Annotated in this window: 15 protein-coding genes and 1 pseudogene; 11 read left to right on the top strand and 5 right to left on the bottom strand. The window is 65.2% G+C overall.

Features of this window, described 5'->3' with window-relative positions:
- Window positions 1-36: 36 nt before the first annotated feature.
- Genes styD through FAZ97_RS08940 form a run of 3 tightly spaced genes read right to left on the bottom strand, consistent with a single transcriptional unit; the run spans window position 37 to window position 4,536 of the window.
- The gene (styD, locus tag FAZ97_RS08950; RefSeq protein ID WP_158758123.1) at window positions 37-1,515 is read right to left on the bottom strand and encodes a phenylacetaldehyde dehydrogenase StyD; all 1,479 of its coding nucleotides are present in this window, start codon (window positions 1,513-1,515) and stop codon (window positions 37-39) included.
- A gap of 50 nt (window positions 1,516-1,565) precedes the next feature.
- Complete coding sequence (locus FAZ97_RS08945) at window positions 1,566-2,516, bottom strand: hypothetical protein (RefSeq protein ID WP_158758122.1); 951 nt, start codon at window positions 2,514-2,516, stop codon at window positions 1,566-1,568.
- A gap of 37 nt (window positions 2,517-2,553) precedes the next feature.
- Window positions 2,554-4,536 (bottom strand): primary-amine oxidase, encoded by a 1,983-nt coding sequence (locus FAZ97_RS08940; RefSeq protein ID WP_158758121.1) that lies wholly within the window; start codon window positions 4,534-4,536, stop codon window positions 2,554-2,556.
- A 207-nt stretch (window positions 4,537-4,743) separates the two neighbouring features.
- Here FAZ97_RS08940 and FAZ97_RS08935 point away from each other — a divergent pair, with 207 nt between their 5' ends.
- The 9 genes and pseudogenes from FAZ97_RS08935 to FAZ97_RS08895 all read left to right on the top strand — a co-directional run.
- On the top strand, window positions 4,744-5,760 hold the full coding sequence (locus FAZ97_RS08935) for an AraC family transcriptional regulator (protein ID WP_158758120.1): 1,017 nt from the start codon (window positions 4,744-4,746) through the stop codon (window positions 5,758-5,760).
- A 318-nt stretch (window positions 5,761-6,078) separates the two neighbouring features.
- On the top strand, window positions 6,079-7,530 hold the full coding sequence (locus tag FAZ97_RS08930) for an APC family permease (RefSeq protein WP_158758119.1): 1,452 nt from the start codon (window positions 6,079-6,081) through the stop codon (window positions 7,528-7,530).
- A gap of 158 nt (window positions 7,531-7,688) precedes the next feature.
- The gene (locus FAZ97_RS08925; RefSeq protein ID WP_158758118.1) at window positions 7,689-8,900 is read left to right on the top strand and encodes a porin; all 1,212 of its coding nucleotides are present in this window, start codon (window positions 7,689-7,691) and stop codon (window positions 8,898-8,900) included.
- A 119-nt stretch (window positions 8,901-9,019) separates the two neighbouring features.
- The gene (locus FAZ97_RS08920; protein WP_158758117.1) at window positions 9,020-9,763 is read left to right on the top strand and encodes a (Fe-S)-binding protein; all 744 of its coding nucleotides are present in this window, start codon (window positions 9,020-9,022) and stop codon (window positions 9,761-9,763) included.
- The gene (locus FAZ97_RS08915) at window positions 9,760-11,154 is read left to right on the top strand and encodes a lactate utilization protein B (RefSeq protein ID WP_158758116.1); all 1,395 of its coding nucleotides are present in this window, start codon (window positions 9,760-9,762) and stop codon (window positions 11,152-11,154) included. The genes FAZ97_RS08920 and FAZ97_RS08915 overlap by 4 nt, the downstream gene beginning before the upstream one ends.
- Window positions 11,141-11,728 carry a LutC/YkgG family protein gene (locus tag FAZ97_RS08910; protein WP_158758115.1) on the top strand — a complete coding sequence of 196 codons (588 nt, stop codon included), beginning with the start codon at window positions 11,141-11,143 and terminating at the stop codon, window positions 11,726-11,728. The genes FAZ97_RS08915 and FAZ97_RS08910 overlap by 14 nt, the downstream gene beginning before the upstream one ends.
- 12 nt (window positions 11,729-11,740) lie before the next feature.
- Window positions 11,741-13,996 carry a cation:proton antiporter gene (locus tag FAZ97_RS08905; RefSeq protein ID WP_158758114.1) on the top strand — a complete coding sequence of 752 codons (2,256 nt, stop codon included), beginning with the start codon at window positions 11,741-11,743 and terminating at the stop codon, window positions 13,994-13,996.
- On the top strand, window positions 13,993-14,799 hold the full coding sequence (locus tag FAZ97_RS08900) for a bestrophin-like domain (protein ID WP_158758113.1): 807 nt from the start codon (window positions 13,993-13,995) through the stop codon (window positions 14,797-14,799). The genes FAZ97_RS08905 and FAZ97_RS08900 overlap by 4 nt, the downstream gene beginning before the upstream one ends.
- Window positions 14,800-14,863: 64 nt before the next feature.
- Window positions 14,864-15,097: pseudogene (locus FAZ97_RS08895) on the top strand (hypothetical protein); the annotation flags it as partial.
- A gap of 295 nt (window positions 15,098-15,392) precedes the next feature.
- Here the strand turns inward: FAZ97_RS08895 and FAZ97_RS08890 are convergent.
- Window positions 15,393-16,754, bottom strand: coding sequence for an NYN domain-containing protein (locus FAZ97_RS08890; protein ID WP_158758112.1), 1,362 nt, complete (start codon window positions 16,752-16,754; stop codon window positions 15,393-15,395).
- A 345-nt stretch (window positions 16,755-17,099) separates the two neighbouring features.
- A complete protein-coding gene (locus FAZ97_RS08885; RefSeq protein WP_158758111.1) occupies window positions 17,100-17,987 on the bottom strand; it encodes an IclR family transcriptional regulator in 888 nt (295 codons plus the stop codon).
- Window positions 17,988-18,149: 162 nt separating this feature from the next.
- On the opposite strand from FAZ97_RS08885, the gene FAZ97_RS08880 reads away from it, so the two are divergent.
- Window positions 18,150-20,489, top strand: a complete 2,340-nt coding sequence (locus FAZ97_RS08880) for a cytochrome P450/oxidoreductase (RefSeq protein WP_158758110.1) — start codon at window positions 18,150-18,152, stop codon at window positions 20,487-20,489.
- Between the two features lie 47 nt (window positions 20,490-20,536).
- Window positions 20,537-21,910 carry an MFS transporter gene (locus FAZ97_RS08875; RefSeq protein ID WP_158758109.1) on the top strand — a complete coding sequence of 458 codons (1,374 nt, stop codon included), beginning with the start codon at window positions 20,537-20,539 and terminating at the stop codon, window positions 21,908-21,910.
- Window positions 21,911-22,050 lie beyond the last annotated feature (140 nt).

The raw sequence follows: 22,050 nt of genomic DNA, 5'->3' as shown, positions 1-22,050 counted from the left end.
CATCATTCCATTTCGATTAACAATGCACCGCGGCGCTCAATACGCGATGCAGACGGATTTAGTCTCCGTATACGCGTCGATGATCGCGCGGCCATGCTCGCGGCCGATGCCCGAGGCCTTGAAGCCGCCGAAGGGCAGCGCCGGGTCGACCATGTTGTGCGTGTTCACCCATACCGTGCCGGCCTGCACGCTGTCCACCACACGCAGTGCGCGGTCGAGCTGGTTGGTCCAGACGCTGGCGCCAAGACCGTACTCGGAAGCATTCGCCGCCGCGATGGCTTCCTCGACATCGTCGTACGGCATGGCAACCAGCACCGGCCCGAACACCTCTTCGCGCACGACGGTGAGCGGCTTGTTCGCCGCGTTCGAGATCACGGTGGGCTCGATGAAGAAGCCGGGGCGATTGCCGTCGCCGCCGCCCGCCACGATTTCACCGCCTTCGGCGCGCCCCTGCGCGATCATCCCCGCGACCTTGGCGCGATGGCGCGCCGAAACGAGCGGGCCCATCTGCGTGGCCGCGTCGAAGCCCGAGCCAAGTACCGTTGTGCGCGCAACGTGTGCGATGCCATCGACGATCTGCTCGTAACGCGCGCGCGGCAGATACAGGCGCGAGCCTGCCGTGCACACCTGACCGTGATTGAAGAAGATCGCGCCGGCCGCGCCTTCGATGGCACGCTGCGGATCGCAGTCATCGAGCACGATCACGGGGCTCTTGCCGCCCAGTTCCAGCGACACGCGTTTGAGGTCGCTCGCGCATTGCTTGCCGATGATGCGGCCCACTTCGGTCGAGCCCGTGAAGGTGACTTTGTCCACTTGCGGATGGCGCACCAGCGCCGCACCCGCCGTTTCGCCCTGTCCCGTGACGACGTTGAAAACGCCCGGCGGAAAACCGGCTTCGTGCGCGAGTTCGGCGAGACGTATGGCCGTGAGCGGCGTTTCCTCGGCGGGCTTGAGCACCACGGTGCAGCCGCAGGCAAGCGCAGGCGCGATTTTCCAGACCGCCATCAGCAGCGGGAAATTCCACGGCACGATCGCGGCGACCACGCCTGCGGGCACGCGCCGCGTGGAGGCGTTGTAGCGCACGCCGGGCGGGAATGCGAGCGAGAGATCCACGGTGCTGCCCTCGATCTTGGTCGCCCAGCCGGCCATGTAGCGCAGCCATTGCACGCTGCCGCCCACTTCGAGCATCTTCGAAAAGCCCAGCAGCTTGCCCTGGTTCAGCGTTTCGAGCGCCGCGAGTTCGTCGCCGTGCTGCTCGACGAGATCGGCGAGCTTGAGCAGCAGGTGCTCGCGCGCGGCCGGCGACAGGCGTCGCCACGTGTCGGCTTCGAATGCGCGACGCGCGGCCGTGACGGCTGCGTCGATATCGGCGTCGCTGGCGTCAGGCACCTGCGCGATCTCGGCGCCGGTGGCGGGATTGAATACGGCGAACGTGCGGCCGTTGCCGCTTTCGCTGAAACGTCCGTCAACGAACATCTGCGTGCGGATCGTGTGCGTGTAGTCCTGGCGGTCCATACCGTCTCCTGGTTTCGGTAGTCATGCGAACGTTTTTGGTGGTGTTGCTTTCAGCGTAAGTCGATTGTGTTGCCCGCTGCGAGCGCGGCTGAAGCGGAGTAGGGCGTAGGTGCGCGGAACCGGCTTGGGGCCGCGAATGCGTAAGCGCAAGCAAGATTGAGTGCGCCGCCAACGAGGAACAGCGCGTAGAAACCTTGTCCAAAGCCCCATGACGTGGTGGCGAACGCAGCGCCTGCCAGCATGCCCGCATGGTGCGCGAGGCCGGGGCAGCCCGCCCCCGACGCGCGCGACGCCCGTCCGCCGCGCATGAGCGTGGGGAGCGTCAGGTAGTCGAGCACGGCGAAAGCGGGTGCGGCGAGCGTGGCCCACGGTGCGAGCGAATCGAACGTGAGTGCGGCGAGCAGCGCGCCGCGCAATACGAAGAGCGCGAGCAGCGCGCGCCGGTAATCGACGCGATCGGCAAGCCAGCCTGCGAGGCTCACTGCGGCGAGCGATATCCCGACCTGTGCCGCGGAATACGCAGCGCCGCCGCAGAGCGCGAAGAACTGGAAACGCGCGAGCACACCGCTCGATAGCCCGGCAAGGAGCGCGGGTGCGATGAGCAGCACGCCGTTGCGCCACGCTGGGGTCGTAGCGTGCTCATGTGCCGATCTTGCGCCGCTCTCACGTGTACGCCGCAAGTGAAGCCACGCGGCGGCGATCAGGATAAAGCCGCCCATGATGAGCGGCGTCTGTGCTCCCGTTGCGCCTGCGCGCGCGCCTTCGCCCATAGCCGCCATCGTGAGTACGAGCGCACTTGCGACCGGCACGGTAGCGCGCGCGACGAAACAGCGAGCGAGCGCGCCGGGAATCAGCGCCATCGCAAGCAAGGCAAGCGCGCTTGCGGCGAATGCGGCAAACGGCGCGCCGGCCTGCATCGCCGCGCTCATGATGCCCGCGGCAAGCGCGCTTGCGCCGCCCGTGATCGCTGCCCAGAGACACAAGAGACGTACTGCGTGCATGACAGCAAGGCGGCGCTCGCGCGACATCATCGCGTGCTCACTGCTTGCTGTGGCAGCACGATTTTGCTTCGGGCGCGTCCGCGCCGTCCTGCACGCTGTGCGGATCGCGCCCGCCCGGCAGATCCATCGCCGGATTGCCGTAGAAGAAGTTGTTGGGCTTGAGCATGAAGCCCGCATACTCCACCGGCATCACGGGGAAATCCTCGGGCTTGCACACGTGCGTGTGGCCGAAGCTGTGCCACAGCACGATGTCCTCGTTCTCCACGTTGCGGTTCGCCTCGATATAGCGCGGCAGGCCGTCGCCGCCCGCGTGCTGGTTCGGGTAATCGCCGCTCGCGTAGCGCTGCGCCGTGTCGTACGGCGTAACCCATACGTGGCGCGTGGCGAAGCCGCCGCGCTGGCGCACTTTCGAGTTCGGATCGGCGAGCATGAGCGGGGAGTCGTTGATGATGAGCTTGTAGCCCGGATTCGCGCCCACGCGATTTTTCACGTTCGGGTTCACGACTTTCCAGAAACGCCCGGTCTGGCCGCTGGCGTTGCGCGCCGCTTCCTGCTCGGTCCTGAGCACGCGTTTCGTCGTATCGAACACGTTGCCGTACGGATTCTCCGCACCCATCGCGCGCGGTACGAATTCATGCTCGGTCACCGAGTTCTTCTCGCCATCCACCATCATGTGCAGGCGCGCGTTGAAGAAGTGCTGATGCGTCGGGCCGCCCAGGTTTTCCGTGACCATGCCGCCCCAAGGGTACGTGTCGCCATCGGCCACCGCCGAGGTCTGGATGATGCCCGTGAGCTTGCATTCGAGCTGGATCGTGCCGTCCTGATAGAAGTACCAGTAGAAGCCGTAGTCGTAGTTGCCGACGGTTGCGAAGAACGAGATCACGAGCCGGCGCGAGCGGCGCATCTCGAACACGCCAGTGCGGAATTCGTAGTGCTTCCAGAGCGTGCCGTAGTCTTCTTCGTGCAGGCACACGGCGTTCTTCATCGTGAAGCCGTTGCCGAAATCGTCGGCGGAAGGAATGTCGAAATAGCGGATCGTGCCGAGGCAATCGCAACCCAGTTCGAGCTGGTTCGCGAGCTTGCCGAGTCCGTATTCACCCGCATCGAACGCGCTCTTCCAGTAGTGGTTCGTGGTGGGATCCGAGTAGGGCACGCACATCTCGGTCACACTCGCGCGATAGACGATAGGACGCGGCGCGCTCTTGCCGTCGTCCCACGTGATCTGGTGCAGCACGAGGCCCTCGCGCGGCGTAAAGCCCACGCGAAATTTCCAGTTCTGCCAACTAACCTGCCAGCCGTCTATCGTGAAGCTCGGCCCTTCGGGTTGGCTGATGGAGAGTGGCTTGACGGTGGTGCGCGGCTCGCCCAGGCTCTGCGTGTCGTAGTTGTGCTTTGCACGCGGAATGGGGATGATGCGGCCGTCGTCGATCAGTTCGATCACCTTGTGCGCCAGCAGGTCCACCACGGCGACGACGCCTTCGATCGGGTGCGCATAGCCATTGTCGGTCAACGACTCACGGTAGTAGCTTACGCAGCGCACGAGGCGGCGGCCGTTTTCGTTCGGGCGGTCGAAGGCGCCTGCGGAGAACGGATCGACTTGCACGCGCTCGAGTTCGTCGTCGGTGAGGCCGCGCTTCTTGACGGCTTCGCGCCACGCAGCGTCCTCCTTCACAATGCGCTCCGCATTCATGAAGTCTTCGATCATGACGGGCGGCTGGCCATAGGGCGCGCTTTGCAGTGCGAGCGCCTTGCGCGATTCCACTTTCTTCTCGCGCAGGTCTACGACGAATTCGAGCGTCTGGCTGCGCGTGCGGTCGATGGCGATGACGAAGGCGCGGCGCGAATAATATTCGCCGGGCTTGTAGGCGAGCACTTCCGCTTTGGGCGGTTCGTGCAATTCGGTGACGGGAAAGCGCCCATATTCATCGAGCTGCTCGGCGGCTTTCACGATGTCACAGGCAAGCTGCATTTCGGCGAGGCTCAACGGGTCGAGCGGATGCACGTTCGGATTCGTGTTCATAAGCATTTCGTAAGGATGACGTTGGGCGCAACATGGCGTAGGACCGTATGAGGAATTCGCATTCGTCTCGCGTCATGTCGATGGGTCAATCGTAGAAACGCCGTATTTTTTTCGCGCTTGCAAAGCGCGCCAAAGGGGCGATAGAGTGCGCCAGAGACGATCGATGATGAAAACCATCGGCGCATACAGGCCCTAATGGAGCGAGACATGAAAAGAGTGCCTGTCAATAGCGGTTTCCCGATGATTCGAGGCGCCGTGATGGGTCCCATCGTGCGTGCGCTCGACGCCGCTGGTGCGGACTGCGATGCATTGCTGGCCGAGTTCGGCCTGAGCCGCCGGCAGCTTTCCAATCCCTATGAAATCGTGGCGCTGGGGCGCTATGTAGGCGCATTCGAACGTGCGGCGCAGGTGCTCGACGAACCGTTTCTCGGTCTGCGTTTAGGCGCCGAATTGCAGCTCACGGAACTGGGGCCAGCTGGCCTCGTGTTCATGTCGTCGCCTACGCTCGGCGCCGCAATCCGTAAGTTCACCGATACGCTTGGCTCGTGGCAAAGCGCGACAGCCGTCGACCTCGTGACCGACAACGCGTGGCCGATGTGGAGCTACCGTATCGCGCATACGCAGATCTGGCCGCGCCGGCAGGACGCCGAATACAGCGTCTCCGCCATGTGCCACATGATTCGCCAGGTACGGGGCGCGGCGTGGACGCCGTGCGAGATTCATTTCGAGCACGCGGCGCCCGAGGACCTCAAGCCGTACATGCGCCTCTTTCGCGTGCCCGTGCGCTTCCAGCAGCCGGCGAACGGCGTGGTCGTGCACCCGCACGATCTCGACACGCCGCTCAAGAGCGCGGACGTGCAGATGGCGCGCATGATGGAGCGCCACGCTACCGACCTCATTTCGCGCGACACGATCCCGCATACGCTCGTGGACCAGGTACGCGATCTCGTGACGCGCCGGTTGGCGCGCGAGAAGCTCGTGGTCGGCGATATCGCGAAGGACCTCGGGCTCTCGGACCGCTCTTTGCAGCGGCATCTCGCCGATGCCGGCACTTCCGTGCGCCAGATCATCCGCGAGGAGCGCGAACGCAGCGTGGCGGTGCTGCGCGAGCAGGAGGGCATGACCAACGCGGCCGTGGCTCGCGCAGTGGGCTATGCCGACGCCACCGTGCTATGGCGCGCGACGCGCAACTGGGGGCGCGCAGGCGCGAAGCGAACCCGCTAGTGCCCAACGTGTGAAAGTTAAATGATGGTATTTAGTAAGTATGTGGGCTGACGAAAGTACGAATTTCCAGCTCACATGATTAGTAAGGACGCCAAAGGTAAGTAATGTCGACCGCGTCAACGCGGTTAAGTGAAAACCCGCTCCAGCCCTGGCGCACTTTATCGAGTAATTGGCGCGTTGCGCCAAGTCGGCGAATTTATTAGCTGCCTACCATGCGCTCAATCCGAATCGTGAAATTCGATTCGTCGAGCGCCAGAGGCACGCGGTTCTTCATCGTGTCGTATGGCGAACCCAGAACAGACACCAGCAGAGGCAACGATGAACGAACCGTATTCTCACGCTCACCTCGTTGGAAACGACGCGGCAGTGGACTCGCAACGCAGCTTGCTCGGGCTTTGGCAAATCGTCTTTCTCGTCATTTCCGCCGCGGCGCCGCTCACCGGCATGCTCGGCGCGGTGCCGCCGGCCATCAGTCTTGGCAATGGCGCGGGCATTCCCGGCGCATTCGTGATCGCAGGCGTCGTGCTGCTCGTGTTCAGCGTGGGCTTCGCTTCGATGAGCCGGCACATCGTGCGCGCCGGCGCGTTCTACGCTTACATCACGGCCGGTTTCGGCCGTCCCGTCGGCATGGCCGGCGCGCTCGTCGCACTGCTCTCGTACACGAGCATCCAGATCGCGCTATACGGCCTGTTCGGCTTCTTTTGCACGGTGGTGCTCGGGCCACTGATGCATAGTTCGCTGCCGTGGTACGCGTATTCGTTCGCGTGTCTCGTCGTCGTGCAGTTCACCGGCATTCGCGGCATCGACCTGAACAGCCGCCTGCTCGGCGTGCTCATGTGTCTCGAACTCGGCATCCTGTTGGTGCTGAGCCTCGCGATCGTGATTCATCACGGCGGACCGGACGGTCTCACGCTCGCACCGTTTTCGCCGCGCAACGTATTCAGCGGCCACCTCGGCATCGCGGTGATGTTCGCCCTCGCATCGTTCATTGGCTTCGAGGCCACGGCGATCTACGGCAAGGAGTGCCGCGACCCGAAGGTCACGGTGCCGCGCGCCACGTATGTTTCCGTCACGCTGATTCTCGTGTTCTTCGCGTTCGTCACGTGGGCCATCGTTTGCGCCTACGGCATCAGCAACGTGACGGACGTGGCGACGAAACAGCCGGGCGACTTCTGGTTCATCCAGTCGACGAAGTACCTCGGCGGCGCGATGACCACGACCATGAGCTTCCTGCTGCTTTCGAGCATCTTCGCGAGCCTGCTGTCGTTCCACAACACGATCGTGCGCTACATCCACGCACTTTCCGGTGAAGGCATTCTCCCCGCCGTGCTCGATCGCCTGCATCCGAAGTATGGTTCTCCGTATCTCGCCAGCTATCTGCAGACGCTTTCGGTCGCGGTACCGGTGGGCCTGTTCGTCGTCGCGGGCAGCGATCCGTTCAATATCGTGTTCAGCTGGGGCTCGGCGCTTGGCACCATCGGCATCGTCATGCTGCAGGCGGTCACGAGCTTCTCGGTGGCGGCATTTTTCCGCGCCACGAAGAAGGACACGCGCCTCTGGCACGCGTTCCTCGCACCTGTGCTCGGCGGCTGTGGTTTGCTCTCCATCGGTATCGTGCTGATCGGCAACCTCGATGCGCTCGCCGGCTCCGACAGCCCCGTCGTGCGCGCGTTCCCGTGGATCGTACTCGCGGTCGCGCTGATCGGCATGGCGATCGCGATGATCCTCAAACGCTCGCGCCCCGACATCTACGCGCGATTCGGCCAATAGGATCAAACCGGCACGCGCTTCGCGCGAAGCCTTCGATTCACGCAGTTTCCCGTCATTCCCCGTAGTTCCTGACAGGGGCGGCGCGCCAGGCGCGCCGCGCTTCGATCGCGCACGCCCACGCAGCGGCGCGACCCTTCTCTCATCGAAAAGACAACGACATGGCAAATACCGTCAAGCGCACGGCGCTGGCGCTGGCATCCTGCGCCCTTGCGATTAGCGCGCACGCGCAATCTTCAGTCACGCTTTACGGCACGGTCGACGCGGGCCTCATTTATTCGACCAACCAGCAAACCACGCACGCAGACGGCAGCACGAGCGGTCACGCAAACTGGCAACTGGGCGGCGGCAACCTGGTGCCGTCGCGCTGGGGGCTCACGGGCAGCGAAGACATCGGCGGCGGCACGAGCGTCAACTTCACGCTGGAAAACAGCTTCTTTTCGCAGAACGGCGCGCTGCTCCAGGGGGGCACGCTCTTCAACCGCAACGCCTGGGTGGGTGTTGCGAACAGCCGTTACGGCACGCTCACGCTGGGCCGCCAGTACGATCCGTTTTCCGACGACCTGGGCGCCTACGTGTCGAGCAACAACTGGGCAACGCTATATGGTTCGCACTTCGGGGACGTGGACAATCTCAACGAAGCGTTCAACTTCAATAACTCGATCAAATACGTGAGTCCGAGCTTCGGCGGCTTCACGATAGGCGGGCTGTTCAGTTTTGGCGGCGTGGCGGGGAACTTCTCGCAGAACCGTGGCTGGTCGCTGGCTGCGAACTACGCCAACGGGCCGATTTCGCTTTCCGCCGGTTACCTCGAGTTGCGCAATCCGCTGCAGGCGGCGCTGGGCGGCGAGAGCGGGTATATCGGCGACTTTAGCTGTAGCAACCCAAATGCATCGTACTGCGAACTACAAAACGCGCAGCGCATCAGTATCTTTGGCGCGGGCGGCTCGTACGCGTTCGACAAGGTCAGTGTGGCGCTCAGCTATACGCACACGCGTTTGTCGCAGAGTCTCTATTTCGCGGACGCGGCGCGACCAGAAGGTGCGGATGTCTCTTTCGATATTGCTGAGCTGAACACGTCGTGGCAATACTCACCCGCGTTGCAGTTCGGCTTCGCTTATATCTTCAACGATGCGCATCCGGACGGCGGATCGTCCACGCGGCTTCATCAGATCAACCTCGGCGCGGTCTACAGCCTCTCCAAGCGTACGGCGATTTATGCCGTGGCGATTGGGCAGAAGTCGTCGGGGGCGGGGCTTGGGATCGATGCAACGAGCGGCGCGACGCAGAACCTGGCGCAAATCCCGAATCTCGTGAATTCGGACACCGACAAGCAGCTCGCCGTGATCGCGGGCATTCGCCACAACTTTTAAACGAGGCGCCGCGGCGCGGCATGATGCGCCGCGGCAACCTGGGCGCGTGCACGCTTCGCAAGCCGGCCGCGCCGTTCGGCAGTAGAATGTTCGGGTCCGCTTTTCGTGTGAGCCCGCACATGAAAGTTGCCTTGTTTGTCCCTTGCTTCATCGACGCGTTCTACCCCGAAGTGGCAATCGCCACACTGGAGCTGCTCGAGCGCTTCGGCTGCGAGGTCGACTATCCGCTCGAGCAAACCTGCTGCGGCCAGCCCATGGCCAATAGCGGCGCGCAGGCCGAGGCAGCCGGCGCGGAGCGGGTATTTGCACGCGCCTTCGCGGGCTACGACTATATCGTCGGGCCTTCGGCGAGCTGCGTGAATCACGTGCGCGACCACTTCACCGCGATCGAACAGACCGAAGCCGTGCGCAAGGTGCGCGAGAGCACGTATGAACTTGTCGAATTTCTGCACGACGTGCTGGGCGCGCGTGAATTTCCGTGGGCTGAGTTTCCGTGGCGCGTAGGTTTGCACAATAGCTGCAGCGCGCTGCGCCATTTGAAGGAAGCGTCTGTTTCGGAAATCGCGGGCCCGGTGTTCTCCAAGCCGCTCGCGCTGCTCGAGCATGTAAAGGGCATCGAGTTCGTGAAGCCGGCGCGTCCGGACGAATGCTGCGGCTTCGGCGGCACGTTCGCCGTGACCGAAGAGGCGGTCTCGGTGCGCATGGGCCAGGACAAGGTGGTCGACCACGTGAGCGCGGGCGCGCAATACATCGTTTCCGCCGACATGTCCTGCCTCATGCACCAGCAGGGCTGCGCCGAGCGCATGAGCGCGGACATCCGCTTCATCCACATTGCCCAGGTGCTCAACGGAGCGCGCGAATGAAGCGAGTCGAACACGCGAAGCTCGCAGGCGCCTTTCTCTCGCGACCGGAGCATGTGGCCTTCCACGACAAGCGCTTGTGGGACTTGCGCTCGAAGCGTGACGCGCAGGCCCATGCCATTCCCGAATGGGAAATGCTGCGCACGCTCGCCTCGCAAATCAAGGCGCATACCCTCTCGCATCTCGCCGACTACCTCGACCATTTCACACGCGCGGCGCAGGCCAATGGCGTGCAGGTGCATTTCGCGGATACGGCTGAAGAACACAACGAAATCGTGTATCGCATTCTGAGCGAGCGCGGCATGACGGCGCTCGTGAAGAGCAAGTCGATGCTCACCGACGAATGCGACATGCGTCGGTATCTGGAATCGCGCGGCATTTCGGTGATGGAGACCGACCTTGGCGAGCGCATCCAGCAACTCGACAGGCAGCCGCCCAGCCATATCGTCGTGCCCGCCGTGCACAAGCTGCGCGACGACGTCGCCGAAGTGTTTGGGCGCACCATCGGCACGGACCCGCACAACAACGACATTCACTATCTGGCGGAAAGCCAGCGCATGAATACGCGGCCGTGGTTCGTGCGCGAGAAAACGGCGGGCATGACCGGCTGCAATTTCGCGGTGGCCGAAACAGGTACGGTGGTGGTGTGCACGAACGAGGGCAACGCGGACCTTTCCGCCAACGTGCCGCCGCTGCACATCGTCTCGATGGGCATCGAGAAGCTGATTCCACGCTTATCCGATCTCGGCGTATTCGTGCGCATGCTCTCGCGCAGTGCGCTCGGCTCGCCGATCACGCAATACACCTCGCATTTTCGCGCGCCGCGGCCCGGCGCCGAAATGCATTTCGTGCTCGTCGACAACGGCCGCTCCGAGCGGCTCGCCATGCCCGAGTTCTGGTATTCGCTCAAATGCATTCGCTGCGGCGCGTGCATGAATACGTGTCCCGTCTACCGGCGCAGCGGCGGCCTTTCTTACGGCAGCACCTATGCGGGGCCGATCGGCGCGATCATTAATCCGACCTTCGACCTCAAGCGCTTCAGCGCGTTGCCGTTCGCCTCGACGCTCAACGGCAGCTGCACGAATGTGTGCCCCGTGAAGATCAATATTCACGAGCAGATCTACCAGTGGCGGCAGGTCATCGCGGCACAGCACGAAGTGCCGTTCGTGAAGCAGGAAGTGTTGAAGATGGCTGGCCGGTTGCTCGGCAGTCCGACGCTTTATCGCGGCGCAGTGTCGTCGCTCGAAGGCGCGTTGCGCCGCTTGCCCAACTTCATGCTCTACAACCCGCTCAATATCTGGGGCAAACAGCGCGATCTGCCGCACGTGCCGCGCACCACGTTCCATGCGTGGTACCGGAAAAACCGCAAGGGAGGCGGCGATGGCGGATCGTGAAGCGTTTCTCGCGCGTGTGCGCGCCGCGCAACCCGCGCATGAACCGTTGCCCGAGGTGCCGCTGTTCGACGCGCCCGCAGGCGATCTGCGCGAGCGTTTTGCCGCCGCGCTCAAACTGATGGGCGGCAGCGATGTCCAGATGCAAAGCGCGGCCGAGGTGCGCGCCATGATCCTGCGCCGCTTTGGCAGTGAGGCGCGCATCGCGTCGGCTACGCCGGAGGTGCAGGGTACGCGCGAGATCAGCGCCGCCACGAAACCAGCCTCGCTCGAAGATGTCGACGTGGGCGTGGTACGCGCGCGTTTCGGCGTGGCGGAAACGGGCTCGTTGTGGCTGAGCGAGCGCGAGTACGTGGTGAACGCGCTGGGCTATCTCGTGCAGCATCTCGTGGTGCTGCTCGACCCCGCAAAGCTGGTGGCGGGCTTGCAGGACGCGTACCGGCGCGACGATTTTCGCGGCGCACGCTACGCTGCGCTCGTCACAGGGCCGTCGGCGACGGCCGATATCGAAGGCGTGCTGATCCAGGGGGCACAAGGCGTGAGGTCGTTGACGGTGGTGTGGCTGCCCGCGCCGTGACGGTTGCACGCCATGGTCATTCACGTCCTTCTCCTTAGCGGCTTTCTGCTGGCGAGTATCGCGCTCGTGCAGGCGGTGAGCCTGCGCTGGTCGATTTCCGAATCTGTCCTGCTGGCCGCGTGGGGCTTCACGCTCGGCGGCATCTATCTCGTGAGCGGTGAGGCATGGCCCGCGCTCTCCGCGAACTTCGTGATACCCGCGCTCGCGCCGCGGCTGCCGCCCGAGGCGTACTTGTGGATCTTCCTGCCGCCGTTGCTGTTCCAGGCCGCGCTCAGCGTGAACGTGCGCGAGATGCTCGGCGACGCGGCGCCCATTTTGCTGCTCGCGGTGGTGGCCGTGTTCGTCGCGACCGGCGTGGTGGGCGGGGCGGTCCGGCTAACGGGCCTCGGCCCGCTCGCCGACGGCCTTCTGCTCGGCGCGATGATCGCGACGACCGACCCTTCCGCCGTGCTTGCCGTGTTCCGCGAAGTGGGCGCGCCCGAGCGGCTCGTGCGCCTCGTGGAAGGCGAGAGCCTGCTCAACGATGCGGCCGCGATTGCCATTGCCGGCGTGCTGATCGCCGCGATCACGGGCGACGCCGCCAATGTATCGGCCACGGCCGCACTGCGCGCGTTCGGCATCGCGCTCGGCGGCGGCCTTCTGGTCGGGGCGCTGGCAGGGCGCGTGTTCGCGTGGCTCTTGCCGTGGCTGGGCGGGGAGGGCAAGGCCGAGATCTCGCTCAGTTTCGCGCTGCCGTATCCGCTTTATCTCCTCGCCGACCAGATGTTGCACGTCTCGGGCGTGGTCGCTGTGGTCGCCGCCGGGCTCGTCATTAGCGGCCTGGGGAGCACGCGCCTGTCGCCGGTGAACTGGAAGCATCTGCAACTGATCTGGGAGCAGATTGCCGCCATGGCGGGCGCGGCGATCTTTCTGCTCGCCGCCATGCAAATTCCGGCTACACTGCGAAACGCGCACTGGATCGATCTCGTCGCGCTCGCCGTGGTGGTGGTGGCGGCGTTCGTGGCGCGGGTCGTCGTGGTGTTCGGCATGCTGCCGCTCTTGAGCCGCCTGCGGCTCACCGAGCCGGTGAGCGCCGCGTACAAGCTCGTGATTGCGTGGGGCGGCCTGCGCGGCGCGGTGACGCTCGTGCTCGCGCTCGGCCTTGCGCAGGACACGGCGCTGCCCGATTCCACGCGCCGCTTCGTCGCGATTCTCGCGACGGGTTTCGTGCTCGTGAGCCTGATCGTGAACGGCACGTCGCTCAAGCTGCTGATCCGCCGGCTGCATCTCGATCTGCTTTCGCCGCAGGAGCAGGCGCTGCAAACCAAGGCGGTGCAGCTTTCGTCGATCGGCGTGTCCGAGCGTGTGCACATGGCGGCACGCACCTTTCACATTCCCGATGCGATCGCCAACGAGGCCTGTCACACCTTCCGGCAGAGCGTCTATATCGGCGCCACGGTATTCGATATCGAAGCCGCCTTGTCCGACCGCGAGCGTCTTGTCATCGGTCTCGTCACGCTCGCGGCGAAGGAGCGCGACCTGATTCCGCAGTACGGCAGCGGCATCATCACGATCCGCAATCTCGACGCCATGATGCGCAACACCGACGCCATGATCGAAGAGGCGCGCGCGGGCGGACGTCTCGGCTATCAGCGCGCCGCGGCGAAAATCCTCGCGGATACGCCGGGCATGCGCGTCGCGCGCTTGCTCTATCGCTGGCTGCGCTTGCAGCAGCCGTATGTCGACGCACTCGCCGATCGCTTCGAACTCCTGATGTGCCGCCGGGTGGTGCTGCATCAGCTGATCGTGTTCAACGACCAAAGCCTCACCCCACTGCTAGGCGAGCGTCTCGCGGCGTTGCTCAAGACGATATTGAAGGCGCGCATCGAAAAGGCCGAGCATGGGCTCGAGGAGGTGCGCCAGTGTTTCGGCCAGGGGGCGGACGTGCTCGAGCGGCGCATGCTGCTGCTCTACGCGCTGCGCGAAGGGCGTGAGCGCGTGCAGGCCATGTACGAAGACCGTTCCATTTCGAAAGAGATCTACGATTCGATCCGGCGCGAACTCGACGCCGCGTGGAAGCTGGCCGTGCCGCGGGCGCATCCGGATCTGGTGCCGGGCGAGGCCGAGGCGAAGGCCAGGGCGGTTCATTCGCGCATCGGCGCATTGAACGTTGGCGGCGCCAAAGCGGACACAGCAGCCGTTGCACCGGCAGCCCCAGAAGCGGCGCACACCGATATGGCCGCGCCGGTGGAAAACGCCGCCGCCGAAGCGCGGAGGCCCTCGCCATGACCGAAGCTCAGCAGGCCTTGCTCGTATTCGTGCTGCTGCTTGGGGGCACGGGTCTGGGCGTCCTGCTGCGGCCGTTGTTGCCGGAGGAGCATCGCAAGCATGAAACCGTGCAGCTCGTGCAACTCGTGATTGGCATGCTGGTGACGTTTGCGGCGCTCGTGCTGAGCTTGCTCACCGCGTCGGCGAAAACGAGCTTCGACACGGCGACCAACGACATGCGCGCCTACGCCGCCGACCTGATCCAGCTCGATCAACGCCTGCGCGATTACGGCCCCGACGCGGCAACGGCGCGCACCTTGCTGCGCGCCTATACGGCAAGCGCCATCGCCTCGACCTGGGAGCAGGAAACGCCGCCGCCGGGCAACTACTATCCGCATGATCCCGGCGTTGGCAACGACGAACTCGAGAGCCAGCAACTGGGTGCGCTGCTCGACTCCGTGGGGCACGAAATCGACACGCTCGCGCCGCACGACGCCTATCATCAGACGCTCGTAAGCGCGCTCTCGCAGATGTTCGACCGCGTGACCGATACGCGCTGGCGTCTCATCGAAGAGGCGCATGGCACGATCTCGCGGCCGTTCTTCACGATGCTCGCGCTGTGGCTGGTCCTGATCTTTCTGAGCTTTGGGCTCGTCGCGCCGCATAACGCGCTCGCGATCGTGCTGATCGTGCTCGGCGCGGTGTCCATTTCGTCGGCGGTCTATGTGATCGCCGATCTCGATACACCGTTTACCGGGCAGATCGTGATACCGAGCGATTCGATGCGCGACGCGCTCGCGCACATGAATGCGCCGCTCACGTAGCGACGTGATCGAGCCATTGCGCTAGACTCGCGCGACGTGACGCGTACAGGAAAGGAGATTCGCAATGTTGCGCAAGACGCTCAATGTTTCGCGGCTGCAGGAGGAGGTGCACCGGCGCATCCACCGGCTGCAGGAGGTGCTCGACGACGGCGTGAAGATCGGCGTGCCGCGCCCGCAGCTGCAAGCCCCCGATCGGAGCGGCTGCAACTGGACGATGCAGCACTTTCACAACGCGGCGGGCTTTGAAGCGAGCGTGGCGCGCGTGCTGGAGCAGGTGCGCTCCGAGTACAACCTCGCGCAGGGGCAGGATGAGGCCGCGGAGGACGATGCCGGGCAGGAGGCCGAAGCGCGCGATCCGTTCGGCGGGGCGAAACGCGCTGCCGCAGAGAATCCGTTCGGCGGGACGAAGCCCGCTTCGGCTGCAAACCCGTTTGGCGATGCGAAGCCCACGGGCAAGCAGGATCCGTTCGGGAGCGCGACGCCCGCGAGCGAGGAGGCGCCGCCGGCCGAGGGCAAGCGGCCCGCGAATCCTTTCGGCGATTGATCGGTGCGCCGCGCGCCGCCCATTTCGAGCGCCGCGCGCGGCGCAATCTTCAGCTTTCTTCCGCTGCGGCCTTGCTGCGCGTGCGGCGCGCACGCGAGGGCGCTTTCCGGGCGGGGGGCTCGGCCGGTGCAACGGCGGCGCTCGCAGGTTCCTCCGCGGCACTGGGCGCCGGCTCGGCCGCCTTCTTCGACGTCTTCTTGCGCGCGGGGCTCTTGCGCGCAGCCGTCTTGCGCGAACGCGCGGGGGCGGGCGCTGCGGTCTCGACATCGACCGCCGGTTCGGGCGCCATGGGCGTCTCGTGTGCCACTTGCGGCGCGTGGGTGCGCTCGTTTGCATCGAACGGCTCGGCGAAGAAGTGCGGCGCGGCTTCGTGCCCGTGCGCAGCATGCGCAGGCGCTTCGACAGGCTCGAACGGAATTTCGCCTTGCGTCTCGAGCGGTTGCTCGATTGCGGCTTCGCGCGCCTCCGCCGTGCCGCTGCCACGCCCATTGCGACGGCCTTTGCGCCTGCCGCGCGGCTCCTCGCTGCGCGGCGCCGGGCTTTCCGGCGCCGGCACGCTGGCGGCGGCCGCCGGGAGCGGCGGCGGGTTCAGCCGCGATACCCAGGTGCCTGACTTGTCGTCGCGGCCCACTTCCAGCAGGCCGCGCGACTGCGCCTCTTCGAGCAGATTGCCGAATGCGCGAAAGCCGTAGCGCGTTTCGTTGAAGTCGGGCCGGCGGCGCTTGATGGCGCTCTTGAGCACCGAAGCCCAGATCTTGCCGCTCTCGCCTCGCTCCAGCACGAGCGCGTCGAGCGTTTCGATCGCGAAGGTAACGGCCTTCGACTTGCGTTCTTCGCCATCCTGCTTCGGCTGGCGCTCCTCGCCGCCCTGACGTTTCGCGGCGCCGCCGTCCTTGTGCTTGCCCTTGCCGTGAGCCGGCTGATCGCGCACGAGGTCGCGCACCAGGTCGTCATAGAAGATGAACTCGTCGCAGTTGGCGACAAGCAGGTCGGAGGTGGAGTGCTTCACACCGACGCCAATCACCTTCTTGGCGTTTTCGCGCAGCTTCGAGACGAGCGGCGAAAAGTCGGAGTCGCCGCTCACGATCACGAAGGTGTCCACGTGCGACTTCGTATAGCAGAGATCGAGCGCGTCCACGACGAGGCGGATATCGGCCGAGTTCTTGCCCGACTGGCGCACGTGCGGAATTTCGATCAGCTCGAAGCTCGCCTCGTGCATCGCGGCCTTGAAGCCCTTGTAGCGCTCCCAGTCGCAATAGGCCTTCTTCACGACGATGCTGCCCTTGAGCAAGAGCCGCTCCAGCACGGGCTGGATATCGAAGCGGTCGATCTTCGCGTCGCGCACGCCGAGCGCGACGTTCTCGAAGTCGCAGAACACCGCCATGCTGACGTTTTCCTGTGGGGAAGCCATGTGATTGATTCTTTCCATCTACCGTTTGAATTCACATGATAGCCGGTTGCATCGCGACGGGCCGGGAATCGCGATAGCAGCGTCGCGCCTTGCGAGCCATATGGTTGTGTGCGCAAGCATTGGTCTATTGAGCGATTTTCGGACCTCCGGTGGTAACCCCCTTTTTTTTCACGTAAGCGTCACAAAGGATTCGTAGGCTTGGGCCGCCCTGGCATTTCACATGCACAGGGCATGGAACGAACACGATATCAATGACGTGATCGCGTTCTTGAAGACGCTGAACGACGGCTATCCGCCGGCGCCTGGAAATTCAGTCACCCCGCCGGCGGCCACGCTGACGAAGCGTTAAGCGCGGTTCGCCGCGTAGCCGAGCAGGGCGCTCACGGCCTCGGCCTCCCGCCGCACGGCGCGAGCGTTCGGGCCGTCGGGCGTGGCGTCGAAGCCGCCCGTGGCGCCCAGCACCGTGAGCGCGCCGCAGAGCTTGCCGGTGTGGTCGAAGAGCGGTGCCGAAACGGCGCTAATGCCCTTGAGATTCGTATCGCGCACGCTCGCGCAGCGCGCCGCCTGCACGTCGCGGCGCAGCGTGCCGATCGGGTCGCTCGCGCTCAGTTGCGCGCGCAACGAAGCGTCGGCGTGCGCGAGTTCTTCCTCGGCTTGCGCGAACACGTTCGTGTCGTCGAGCAGGCCGAGGAAGACGCGGCCCGTGGACGACCATAGCAGCGACATCACCGACCCCACCCGCACATTGACCGTCACCGGCAGCCCAGGCTCCTCGAAACGGATGATCGTGGGCCCCTTGTTGCCCATCACCGCGACGAACGAGGTCACTTCGAGCGTCTCGCGCAGGCGCACGAGCGCGGGCTCCGCAATGCGCACCGGATCGGCCTGGCGCATGGCGGCCACGCCGATCATCATCGCCTCGACGCCGAGCCGATACTGCTGGGTGGCGGTGTCCTGCGCGACGAGACCTTCCTCGATCAGACTGACCAGATAGCGATGCACCTTCGCGGGGCTTTCGCTCACGCAGGCGGCGAGACCCGAGAGGCTCGCACGGCCCCCCAGGCGCGCGAGCCCCTTCAGCACGGCCATGCCCGTTTGCGCGGACTGCACGCGCTGGCGGCGTTCGCGCGGCGCGGCGGCAGCTTTTGCCGTCTCACGCGCGGGTTTGGGGGCCGTGGCAGCTTCGGCGGTTTTGGCCGCGGGGCGGCGGGGAGTGGCTTTCCTGCTTTCCATGCTGGGCGGGGACGGGGAATCGGTTGGGTTCACGCGGGATTTTAGGGCGCGTAGGCGCGGGACAGCGCCTGTGATGCTTGCACGTTAACCCCTATCTCGCGATTACGCAATGCGTACTAGAGTTACGCAAAACGTAATGCATGCAGGATGCAGGAGAGGCATATGAGCGAGACACCATCCCAGTCGACGGGCCGCTGCCCGTTTCCCCACGCGGCAGGCGAGGCGCGAGACGCCGCGCCGCGCTGCCCGGTCAGCGCCAACGCCGCGGCGTTCGACCCCTTCAGCGACGGCTACCAGCAGGACCCGCCTGAATACGTGCGCTGGGCGCGCGAGCAGGAGCCCGTGTTCTACAGCCCGCAGCTCGGCTACTGGGTGGTCACGCGCTACGCCGACATCAAGGCGATCTTTCGCGACAACCTCACGTTTTCGCCGTCCATCGCGCTCGAAAAGATCACGCCCACGGGCCCCGAGGCGAACGCGGTACTGGCGTCGTACGGCTACGCCATGAACCGCACGCTCGTGAACGAAGACGAGCCTGCCCACATGCCGCGCCGCCGCGTGCTGATGGAGCCGTTCACGCCCGAACATCTCAAGCACCACGAACCGATGGTGCGGCGCCTCACGCGCGAGTACGTGGACCGCTTCATCGACGCAGGCCGCGCCGATCTCGTCGACGAGATGCTCTGGGAAGTGCCGCTGACCGTAGCGCTGCATTTTCTGGGCGTGCCTGAAGAGGACATGGACCTGCTGCGCAAGTACTCGATTGCGCACACGGTCAATACGTGGGGTCGGCCGCGCCCCGAAGAGCAGGTCGAAGTCGCGCACGCGGTGGGCAACTTCTGGCAGTTCGCGGGCAAGGTGCTCGACAAGATGCGCCAGAACCCGGACGGTCCGGGCTGGATGCAGTACGGCATTCGCAAGCAGCAGGAACATCCGGAGGTCGTCACGGACTCCTATCTGCATTCGATGATGATGGCCGGCATCGTGGCCGCGCACGAAACCACGGCCAACGCCACGGCCAACGCGATGAAGCTGCTGCTGCAGCACCCGAACGCGTGGCGCGAGATTTGCGAGGACCCGAGCCTCATTCCGAACGCCGTGGAAGAGTGCCTGCGCCACAACGGCTCGGTGGCGGCGTGGCGGCGCCTCGCGACGAAGGACGTGCAGATTGGCGGCATCGACATTCCGGCGGGCTCGAAGCTGCTCATCGTGACGTCTTCCGCGAATCACGACGAGCGCCATTTTGCGGACGCCGATTTGTTCGACATTCGCCGCGACAACGCAAGCGATCACGTCACGTTCGGCTATGGCTCGCACCAGTGCATGGGCAAGAATCTCGCGCGCATGGAGATGCAGATCTTCCTCGAAGAGTTCACGCGCCGCTTGCCGCACATGCGTCTGGCCGAGCAGACATTCACCTACGTACCCAACACGTCGTTCCGGGGTCCTGAGCATGTGTTCGTGGAATGGGACCCCGCGCAGAACCCCGAGCGCGCAAATGCGGCGCTGCTCGGCGCGCACGTGCCGGTGCGTATTGGCGAGCCTTCGGCGCACGCGTTGTCGCGGCCCGTGGTGGTCGAACGTGTGGACGCCGTGGCCGAAGGCGTTGTCCGTTTGCGTCTCGTGGCCCCCGACGGCGGCGCGCTGCCGCGCTGGGCGCCGGGCGCGCATATCGACGTGGAATGCGGCGACACCGGCATCTCGCGCCAGTACTCGCTGTGCTCGGACCCCGCCGACACGCGCGCATTCGAGATCGCCGTGCTGCGCGAAACGCAAAGCCGGGGCGGTTCGGCCTGGATGCACGACACGCTGCGAACAGGCATGCGCCTGAAGATTCGCGGCCCGCGCAATCACTTCCGGCTCGACGAGGAAGGGCGTCGTGCGATCTTCATTGCAGGCGGCATCGGCATCACGCCGGTGAGCGCCATGGCGCGCCGCGCGCGCGAACTGGGCATCGACTACGAATTGCACTACAGCGGGCGCTCGCGCAAAACAATGGCGCTTGCCGACGAACTCGCGCAACTCCATGGCGAACGTCTGCATCTGCACGTATCGGAAGAAGGCACGCGCAACGATTTCGCCGCGCTGCGCGTGGACGACCATACGCGCGTCTACGCCTGCGGTCCCGCACGCATGCTCGAAGCGCTCGAAGCCTGCAGCGAGGCGTGGCCCGAAGATGCGCTGCGCGTGGAGCACTTCGCCGCGACCGGCGGCAAGCTCGACCCCTCGCAGGAACAGGCGTTCGAAGTCGAGTTGAAAGACTCGGGGCTCGTGCTCAATGTGGGCGCGGACCAGACCGTGCTCGACGCGCTGCGCCGCGCGAACATCGACGTGCAAAGCGACTGCGAAGAAGGCTTGTGCGGATCGTGCGAGGTACGCGTGCTGGCGGGCGAGATCGATCACCGCGACGTGGTGCTCACGCGCGCCGAGCGCGACACGCAAACGCGCATGATGACCTGCTGCTCGCGTGCGAAAAGCGGGCGGCTGGTACTCGAACTCTAGTCGCCGCAGTGAGATCGAGACGATAAAACAAGGATTGGAGACACAACATGACGAAGGCGGTGGAGGTCACCGGCATCATCGACGAGAGCCGGTTCGGACCGTATCAGTTACTCGTGGTCGCGCTGTGCGCGTTATGCCTCGTAATGGACGGCTTCGACGTCCAGGCGATGGGTTATGTGGCGCCGGTCGTGATCCGCGAGTGGGGCATTGCGAAGGAAACGCTCTCGCCGGTGTTCGGCGCGGGGCTCTTCGGCATGCTGGTGGGCTCGCTCACGTTCAGCACGCTTGCCGACAAGATCGGCCGCCGCCCGGTGCTGATCGGCGCGACACTGTTCTTTTCCGCGTGTATGCTCGCGACGGGCTTCGCGCATTCGATCGCGGAACTGGTGGCCTGGCGCTTCGTCGCGGGTCTGGGTCTCGGCTGCATCATGCCGAACGCGATGGCGCTCGCGGGCGAGTACAGCCCGCGCCGCATGCGCGTGACGCTCATGATGATCGTCTCGTGCGGCTTTACGCTCGGCGGCGTGGTGGGCGGGCTCATCACCGCGGCGCTGATTCCGGCGTTCGGCTGGCGCGCCGTGTTCTTCGTGGGCGGGGCGATTCCGCTCGTACTCGGCGTGCTGATGTGGCTCGCGCTGCCCGAGTCGATTCAGTTCCTGCTGTTTCGCAATCGTGGTGAGCAAACCCAGGCGCGCGTGCGACGCAATCTGTCGCGCGTGGCGCCGGCATTGCAACTGCCAGCAGGCGTGCAGTTCACGACCACCGAAACGCGCTCGCGCGGCGTGCCTTTCGTCGAACTGTTCAAGGAAGGGCGTGCGCGGGTGACCGTGCTGCTGTGGATCGTGAATTTCGCGAACCTGCTTGCCATGTACTTCCTCTCGAACTGGCTGCCGACCGTGATCCGCGACGCCGGCTATTCGACCCAGACCGCCGTGTTCGCGGGCACGGCGCTGTGGGGCGGCGGCGTGATCGGCACGCTGCTGCTCGGGCGCGTCATCGACATGGCGGGCTTTACGCGCGTGCTCGCCACGACGTTCCTGATCGCCATCGTCTCGACGGCGGCCATCGGCAATCCGGCCGTCATGGTCTCCGTGGCCGCGATGTTCGTCGCGATCTTCATCACGGGCTTCACGATCATCGGCGGGCAACCGGCGCTCAACGCGCTCGCCGCGACCTACTATCCGACCTCGCTGCGCTCGACCGGCATCGGCTGGAGCCTCGGGGTGGGGCGTATCGGCTCGGTCGTCGGCCCGGTGCTCGGCGGCGCGCTGCTGCACCTGCAATGGTCGTCCTCGTCGCTCTTTCTCGCGGCCGCCGTGCCGGCCTGCGTCTCGCTCGCGGGCATCGTGGCGATTCATCGGGCGAATAGCGCCTCTAAGGGCACGATGGGAGGCGAGCGTGCGGCGGCGCAGATGGAGTGACTGGCGGCAGCGCCTGCGCCTGGCCGCGCGGGCAGCCGCGAGGCGCCCGCACGGCCATGGCGGCTACGGCGCGTGGACAGCGCCCGCGAGCCTGTGCGCGGAGCGTGCCGCCGCGACCGCCCGCAGGCGCCACGCCCGCG

Origin of the sequence: Paraburkholderia acidiphila (assembly GCF_009789655.1) — a bacterium.
Taxonomy (GTDB): domain Bacteria; phylum Pseudomonadota; class Gammaproteobacteria; order Burkholderiales; family Burkholderiaceae; genus Paraburkholderia; species Paraburkholderia acidiphila.
The sequence above is the reverse complement of the archived record's forward strand: the minus strand, read 5'-3'. Positions and strand labels throughout refer to the sequence as shown.

Bases quoted from the DNA above. Each gene is read 5' to 3' on its own strand.
- styD (WP_158758123.1), bottom strand. From the start codon at position 1,515: ATGGACCGCCAGGACTACACGCACACGATCCGCACGCAGATGTTCGTT.
- FAZ97_RS08945 (WP_158758122.1), bottom strand. From the start codon at position 2,516: ATGCACGCAGTACGTCTCTTGTGTCTCTGGGCAGCGATCACGGGCGGC.
- FAZ97_RS08940 (WP_158758121.1), bottom strand. From the start codon at position 4,536: ATGAACACGAATCCGAACGTGCATCCGCTCGACCCGTTGAGCCTCGCC.
- FAZ97_RS08935 (WP_158758120.1), top strand. From the start codon at position 4,744: ATGAAAAGAGTGCCTGTCAATAGCGGTTTCCCGATGATTCGAGGCGCC.
- FAZ97_RS08930 (WP_158758119.1), top strand. From the start codon at position 6,079: ATGAACGAACCGTATTCTCACGCTCACCTCGTTGGAAACGACGCGGCA.
- FAZ97_RS08925 (WP_158758118.1), top strand. From the start codon at position 7,689: ATGGCAAATACCGTCAAGCGCACGGCGCTGGCGCTGGCATCCTGCGCC.
- FAZ97_RS08920 (WP_158758117.1), top strand. From the start codon at position 9,020: ATGAAAGTTGCCTTGTTTGTCCCTTGCTTCATCGACGCGTTCTACCCC.
- FAZ97_RS08915 (WP_158758116.1), top strand. From the start codon at position 9,760: ATGAAGCGAGTCGAACACGCGAAGCTCGCAGGCGCCTTTCTCTCGCGA.
- FAZ97_RS08910 (WP_158758115.1), top strand. From the start codon at position 11,141: ATGGCGGATCGTGAAGCGTTTCTCGCGCGTGTGCGCGCCGCGCAACCC.
- FAZ97_RS08905 (WP_158758114.1), top strand. From the start codon at position 11,741: ATGGTCATTCACGTCCTTCTCCTTAGCGGCTTTCTGCTGGCGAGTATC.
- FAZ97_RS08900 (WP_158758113.1), top strand. From the start codon at position 13,993: ATGACCGAAGCTCAGCAGGCCTTGCTCGTATTCGTGCTGCTGCTTGGG.
- FAZ97_RS08890 (WP_158758112.1), bottom strand. From the start codon at position 16,754: ATGGCTTCCCCACAGGAAAACGTCAGCATGGCGGTGTTCTGCGACTTC.
- FAZ97_RS08885 (WP_158758111.1), bottom strand. From the start codon at position 17,987: ATGGAAAGCAGGAAAGCCACTCCCCGCCGCCCCGCGGCCAAAACCGCC.
- FAZ97_RS08880 (WP_158758110.1), top strand. From the start codon at position 18,150: ATGAGCGAGACACCATCCCAGTCGACGGGCCGCTGCCCGTTTCCCCAC.
- FAZ97_RS08875 (WP_158758109.1), top strand. From the start codon at position 20,537: ATGACGAAGGCGGTGGAGGTCACCGGCATCATCGACGAGAGCCGGTTC.